Source organism: Ruegeria sp. BHSB056 (genome assembly GCF_059613305.1).
The window spans coordinates 1-5,740 of record NZ_JBXWSG010000136.1 but is presented as its reverse complement, the minus strand read 5'-3'; the positions used below and the strand labels follow the sequence as shown (position 1 = coordinate 5,740).

Annotated in this window: 7 protein-coding genes; 3 read left to right on the top strand and 4 right to left on the bottom strand. The window is 53.4% G+C overall.

The window, feature by feature from the left end:
* On the top strand, positions 1–226 hold a 226-nt coding region (locus tag AC2FND_RS19365; protein WP_496771350.1), incomplete at its 5' end, for a winged helix-turn-helix domain-containing protein.
* Between the two features lie 177 nt (positions 227–403).
* On the top strand, positions 404–1,171 hold the full coding sequence (locus AC2FND_RS19360) for an SDR family oxidoreductase (RefSeq protein ID WP_496771351.1): 768 nt from the start codon (positions 404–406) through the stop codon (positions 1,169–1,171).
* On the opposite strand, the gene AC2FND_RS19355 is transcribed toward AC2FND_RS19360, so the two are convergent.
* Together AC2FND_RS19355 and AC2FND_RS19350 are read right to left on the bottom strand one after the other, a co-directional pair.
* Positions 1,168–2,037 (bottom strand): acyl-CoA thioesterase, encoded by an 870-nt coding sequence (locus AC2FND_RS19355; protein ID WP_496771349.1) that lies wholly within the window; start codon positions 2,035–2,037, stop codon positions 1,168–1,170. The genes AC2FND_RS19360 and AC2FND_RS19355 overlap by 4 nt on opposite strands.
* Before the next feature lie 51 nt (positions 2,038–2,088).
* The gene (locus AC2FND_RS19350; protein WP_496771348.1) at positions 2,089–3,303 is read right to left on the bottom strand and encodes a serine hydrolase domain-containing protein; all 1,215 of its coding nucleotides are present in this window, start codon (positions 3,301–3,303) and stop codon (positions 2,089–2,091) included.
* Positions 3,304–3,520: 217 nt separating this feature from the next.
* Here AC2FND_RS19350 and AC2FND_RS19345 point away from each other — a divergent pair, with 217 nt between their 5' ends.
* Entirely contained in the window at positions 3,521–4,144 is a 624-nt protein-coding gene (locus AC2FND_RS19345; RefSeq protein WP_496771347.1) for a 2-hydroxychromene-2-carboxylate isomerase, read from the top strand.
* A 7-nt stretch (positions 4,145–4,151) separates the two neighbouring features.
* On the opposite strand, the gene AC2FND_RS19340 is transcribed toward AC2FND_RS19345, so the two are convergent.
* Both AC2FND_RS19340 and AC2FND_RS19335 read right to left on the bottom strand, forming a co-directional pair.
* Complete coding sequence (locus AC2FND_RS19340; protein WP_496771346.1) at positions 4,152–5,186, bottom strand: phosphotransferase; 1,035 nt, start codon at positions 5,184–5,186, stop codon at positions 4,152–4,154.
* A 14-nt stretch (positions 5,187–5,200) separates the two neighbouring features.
* Positions 5,201–5,740: SDR family oxidoreductase (locus AC2FND_RS19335; protein ID WP_496771345.1), on the bottom strand; the 540-nt coding region annotated here is incomplete at its 5' end.

Below are 5,740 nucleotides of genomic sequence, written 5' to 3'. Positions count from 1 at the left end.
CTTGAAACTGGGTCCAACCGAATTCCGGCTTCTCAGCACGTTCATGGAAAAGCCGGGCAGGGTCTGGAGTCGTGAACAATTGCTGGATCGGGTTTGGGGACGCGATATCTATGTCGATACGCGTACGGTTGATGTTCACATTGGACGCCTGCGCAAAGCCTTGACGCAACATGGCGGCGAAGACCCGGTCCGCACAGTCCGAGGTGCCGGTTACGCGTTGGGATAACACGCATCAGACCTGTGTTGATCGCATTTATCTGATCGCTGATTGCGGTTGTATCTGAGTATTTCTCCGCCATGCCATATAACGTATAATTGGTATTATGGTAAAATAAGGGCACTTGTAATACGGAACGCAAGCCAACACATTGAAAACACAGTAACGAACCTGACCGGAATACGCATGGAGCTTGTGAACAAAACTGTCATAATCACCGGCGCAGCCCAAGGCATTGGTCGTGGTCTTGCGGAACGGTTTTCCCATGAAGGTGCACGTGTAGTCTGCTCGGATGTCGACATCGCTGGTGCAAATTTGGTCGCGGAGAAAATCGGCGGTCAGGCGTATCCCTGCGACATTTCCAGCGAAGCGCAGATCAAGGATCTCATTGATTTTGTAGAAGAAACTGTCGGACCAATAGACCTGTTTTGCGCAAATGCGGGAATTCTGACGCTTGGTGGTCTCGATGTTGCGGACGAAGATTGGGATTGGATCTGGAAGATCAATGTCATGTCCCATGTCTGGACTGCTCGCCATCTGGTTCCACGCATGGTTCGTCGCGGCGGCGGATATATAATGATAACTGCGTCTGCGGCAGGTTTGCTGAACCAACCTGGTGCAGCCCCATATGGGGTTACCAAACACGCGGCTGTAGGATTTGCCGAATGGCTTTCGCTGACATATGGCGCTGAAGGATTGAAAGTCTCGGTCCTGTGTCCGCAGGCGGTACGTTCGAAAATGACCGAAGGCCATGAAATCTCAGTAGCTTCGATTGATGGAATGCTCGAGCCCAGCGATGTGGCTGAATCCTGTGTGCAAGCTATTCGAAATGAACGGTTTTTGGTTCTGCCTCATCCACAAGTCGCTGATTATTTGCAATTCAAAGCGGCTGATTACGATCGGTGGCTTGTTGGAATGCAGAAGTTAAATCAGAGATTTAGCGACAGCACTTAAGGTCGCGCGCGAACTCTGCGCATCAATCCTTCCTGTGCTACAGATGCAACAAGGGTACCGTCCTCGGAATAGATCGATCCACGGTTAAAGCTGCGTCCCTGCCCCGTCCACGGCGAATCCATCACGTAAAGATGCCAATTCTGAAAACTCACCGGGGCGTGAAACCATAACGCGTGGTCCAGACTTGCGCCGTTGAACTCTCCGCTAAACCAGCTCAAACCATGAGGCCGCAATCCAGAGGACATCAGGTTCATGTCAGACGCATAAGCCAGAAGTAAGTGCTGCGTTCTGGTGTCGACCGAAGCAGCAGCGGGCATACGGAACCAGGTCTGGTTTCGATCATCAGAGACTTTCGGTGTGAATGGGTCCAGATGATCGACTTCCCGAACCTCGATCGGGCGTTCGCGCAGCAATTCGCCCCTCAACCTTTCTGGAACACGTTCAACGTATGTTTTACGCAATTCAGATCGGGACGGGTATGCTTCCGGTGCGTTCACGACGGGCATCGGATGCTGATGGTCCCAGCCTTCATCTTGGACATGAAACGATGCAGACATGTTCAGGATTTGCTTTCCGTGCTGAATCGCAACCACGCGGCGGGTTGTGAAAGAACCTCCGTCTCGGGCTCGATCAACTTGATAAATAACGGGTTTCTCCGGATCGCCCGGGCGAATGAAATAGGCGTGTAGCGAATGGCATAACCGTTCTTCAACAGTCCGATACGCCGCAGCCAGCGCTTGCGCGATGACCTGCCCACCAAAGATGCGTGTTGGCGTTTCACCGCCCGACCCTGTCCCGCGAAACAGATCGACCTCAAGACGTTCAATATCCAGAAGATCCAGTAAGATACGTTCCGCTTCGGTCATCGTCTGCTCGCAAGTTGTGTCGTCCGGCACCGGGTATCAGTACAGGGGAAATCATTCAATCATGGCCGCATGGACCAGCGCCTTGAGTTCGGCACGGGATGGGTACGAACTTGACGGGGACAGTTGGGTAAAGAAAATCGCCGTCAGGTCATTCTGCCAGTCAATCCAGAAATAAGTCGAGGCCATACCACCCCAGCTGAAATCTCCGATTGAGCCGGGAACTTTTACCAGACCGGGGTTCAGGACGACGGCTCCAGCCAGCCCAAAGCCCATTCCGTCCATCGGTTGCTCTGCAAAACTCTGCGGACCCATTGACGCAATGTCGCCGGGAAGGTGATTGCGCATCATGAAATCGACTGTTTTCGGACCAAGTAAGCGGCACCCGTTCCCGGCCCCCCGATTTCGAAGCATGTCCGCGAATTTGGCATAATCATCGATTGTCGAGATCAGACCGCCACCACCGGAAAAGGTCGTCGTGTTTTCGAACGGGGATCCTATGTGGGAATCGAACAGTCGCAGGCTTTCGCTACCGTGATCCGCGGAATTCAGCGCCATCGCGTCGCCAGCCAATGGGGTATAGAGCGATGCGAAACGATCCCCTGCCCCAGCGGGTACGGAAAAACCTGTTTCGCGCATGTCCAGCGGCTCAAGGATTTCGCTTCGAAAGAACTGCTCCAATGACTGGCCCGAGACCACCTCGATCACTCGACCCAGCACGTCAATCCCGACCGAGTATTCCCAGCGTGCACCGGGTTGGAACGCCAGTGGCAGCCCTGCCAGATCGCGCACAAGATGTTCCAGAAGCCCCTGATTGGGTTTGAAAATAAGGTCCCGTTCATCCATCGCTTGGGGCAAAAGCCCGGGGTTGAACGGATAGCTTAGCCCACTGGTATGCGTCAGTAACTGATGCAGAGTGGGAGACGGTGCAGCCTCGGTCTGATCCAGTCTCTCCGCCCCCGGTACCAGCGCGTGCATATCTTTGAATTCAGGTAGAAATTCAGAAACAGGCGCGTTCAGGTGAACAAGTCCACGTTCGACCAATGTCATCAACGCTACTGATGTGACCGGTTTGGTCATGGAATAAATGCGCACCAGCGTGTCGCGTTGGAATGGCCGGCCAGTCTCGAGGCTGCTGACACCACTGGCATGAAAAAAGGCTTCGTCCCCTTTGTGGCGCAGCAAAAAGGATGATCCGGCATATTTGCGCTGCTCAACATAGCTCTCCATCCAATGGCTAAGCCGATCCAGCCGGGTTTGATCAAACATGGATTGCCTGTGGGACATTTAGATATTTCCGTTCGGTGTTAAGCAGTGACTGTTTAAGCTTGTGACCTGAAATAACAGCAAAAAGTTGCGTGTTGCAGAGAAATTCGTGAACAGACTTCATCAGCGTGTCTCACAATGAAATGTTAGACTGATTTCGACGCAGATTCGCCTGAAGTTCAATGAACAAGATTTCAAGGGACCGAAACGGAGGAACCCTATGACGCAAACCATAGACTTCATTTACGATTTTTGCAGCCCGAACGCGTTTCTCGCCCATAAGATCCTTCCCCAACTTGCCGAGCGCCATAACGCAAGCATTACATATGTGCCTGTCCTTCTGCCTGCGGTGTTCAAGGCGACGCATAACCAAAGCCCGTTTCAGGCATATTCCGAAAACCGCCAGAAAACGGCCTATTTGACGCATGATCTGCATAGGTTTGCCCGCCGTCGTGGGCTGAGCTTTCATATGAGCCCGCATTTTCCGATCAATACCAAACTTGCCATGCGCGGCGCGTGCTTTGCCAATGGAAAACCTTGGGAAGTCAAATATATAAACGCGATTTTTGATGCAATTTGGGTGCATGGTCAGAAGGCGGACGAGATCGGTGTCCTAACGGATATCCTGCATGAAAACGACTTGCCCGTTCGCAAAATTCGCGAAGCCATGTCGAGCCCCGACGTTAAACTGAAACTGAAAGAGATAACCAAGTCGTCGGTACGGCGTGGCGTGTTTGGGGTTCCCAGCATGTTCACCGGGGCTGAGTTGTTTTTTGGAAAGAATAGCCTGCCAAACCTTGAGGTTGAACTTTCAAGGCTAAATAGTGACATAAAAACAGATTGATAGCGCGTTACTCTAATGTAGATTCAAGCGCTTTCAGGCCATGCTGGGCGAATATCGGAACATATGCGCCAAAAGCCTTTGCTCGGTCAGGGTCGGATGCGTTCCCATCCAGTGCGCGTTTGTAGACACCCTGTAGAATGCCCGCCATGCGAAAGAAATTGAAGCCGAGATAAAAGCCGAAATTGTCTATGCCATCCAGGCCTCGACGTTTGCAGTATTGGGCAATGAATGCCTCATCGCTGGGCAGGCCCAGGCGATTTCGATCCACACCTGCCAGCCCCCGGCCTTGTTTTCCCGGCGGCAACTGCCATTGCATGATTACTGCTGCAAGATCCGCATAAGGGTGACCGATCGTCGACAGTTCCCAATCCAGCACCCCGATACATTCCGCCCGGTTCGGCGCAAACATCAGGTTGTCGATGCGGTAATCCCCGTGCACCAGCGTGCGCTGCCCGTCATCGGCCGGTACCGAGGTCTCTAGCGCATTGGCCAGCGCATCCATATCTGCAATTACCGAGGTTTCGGACGCGCGGTATTGCTTGGTCCAGCGTGCGATCTGACGCTCGTAATAGTTGCCAACCGGCCCATAGTCAGACAGGCCAACGGCATCGATATCCACCATATGCAACTGAGCAAGAACCCTGTTCATCTCGTCAAGAATGGCGGTGCGGGATTCGTTGCTTTCTTTGGGCAGGGTTGGGTCTGGAAACACCCTGCCCTTCAAGTGTTCCATCACATAAAAGGCCGAGCCGATGACGCTGTCGTCTCCACACAGCAGATACATCTTCGGCACCGGAACCTCGCTTCCGGCAAGCGCGCTTTGAACCCGAAATTCGCGGTCAACGGCATGTGCCGATTTCAGCAATATTCCGGCGGGTTTTCGGCGCAGCACATAGGCTTTCTCTGGCGTACGTAGTTCAAACGTTGGGTTGGATTGCCCTACATCAAATTTCCTCGCCTCCAATGGCCCATTGTAGCCCGAAAGATGCGCGCTTAGATACGCATCTACTGCCGCCAGATCCAGATTGGTTTCGGTTCTCATTGGCTGTCTTCCTGTCACAGGGCCTCGGCAAAGATGTTTCCGGCGGTCACCACGTTGATCCCACCCGAAACCGGGATCACCGCACCTGTCACATAACTGCCGCCGCGACCGCACAGGAACAACATACAGCCTGCAATATCCTCGTCCCGTCCGACGCGACCCAGAGGTACAGACTTGCCAACCCGTTCTCTGGTATCCTCATCGGCTGTCGCAAAGGCAGTCATGCGCGACACAAACGGCCCCGGTGCCAGCGCGTTCACTGTGATGTGGTACGGTGAAAGTTCCTTGGCCAAGACCTTGGTCAGGTGCAAAACAGCAGCCTTTGAGGCCGAATAGCTGTAGGCCCCATCGCCCATTGGGACTTCACCCATGACTGACCCCACATTGACAATGCGCGCCGGGTCTTCGGCGGTGCCTGATTTCATTAGCATTGGCAAAAGCCGCTGGGTCAGTTCGAATATCCCTGTCACGTTGACAGACATGACCTTTTCCCATGCATCGTAGGGAAACTGCCCCATAGGGGCACCCCAGGACACCCCCGAGTTGTTCATCAG

Bases quoted from the DNA above. Each gene is read 5' to 3' on its own strand.
- AC2FND_RS19360 (WP_496771351.1), top strand. From the start codon at position 404: ATGGAGCTTGTGAACAAAACTGTCATAATCACCGGCGCAGCCCAAGGC.
- AC2FND_RS19355 (WP_496771349.1), bottom strand. From the start codon at position 2,037: ATGACCGAAGCGGAACGTATCTTACTGGATCTTCTGGATATTGAACGT.
- AC2FND_RS19350 (WP_496771348.1), bottom strand. From the start codon at position 3,303: ATGTTTGATCAAACCCGGCTGGATCGGCTTAGCCATTGGATGGAGAGC.
- AC2FND_RS19345 (WP_496771347.1), top strand. From the start codon at position 3,521: ATGACGCAAACCATAGACTTCATTTACGATTTTTGCAGCCCGAACGCG.
- AC2FND_RS19340 (WP_496771346.1), bottom strand. From the start codon at position 5,186: ATGAGAACCGAAACCAATCTGGATCTGGCGGCAGTAGATGCGTATCTA.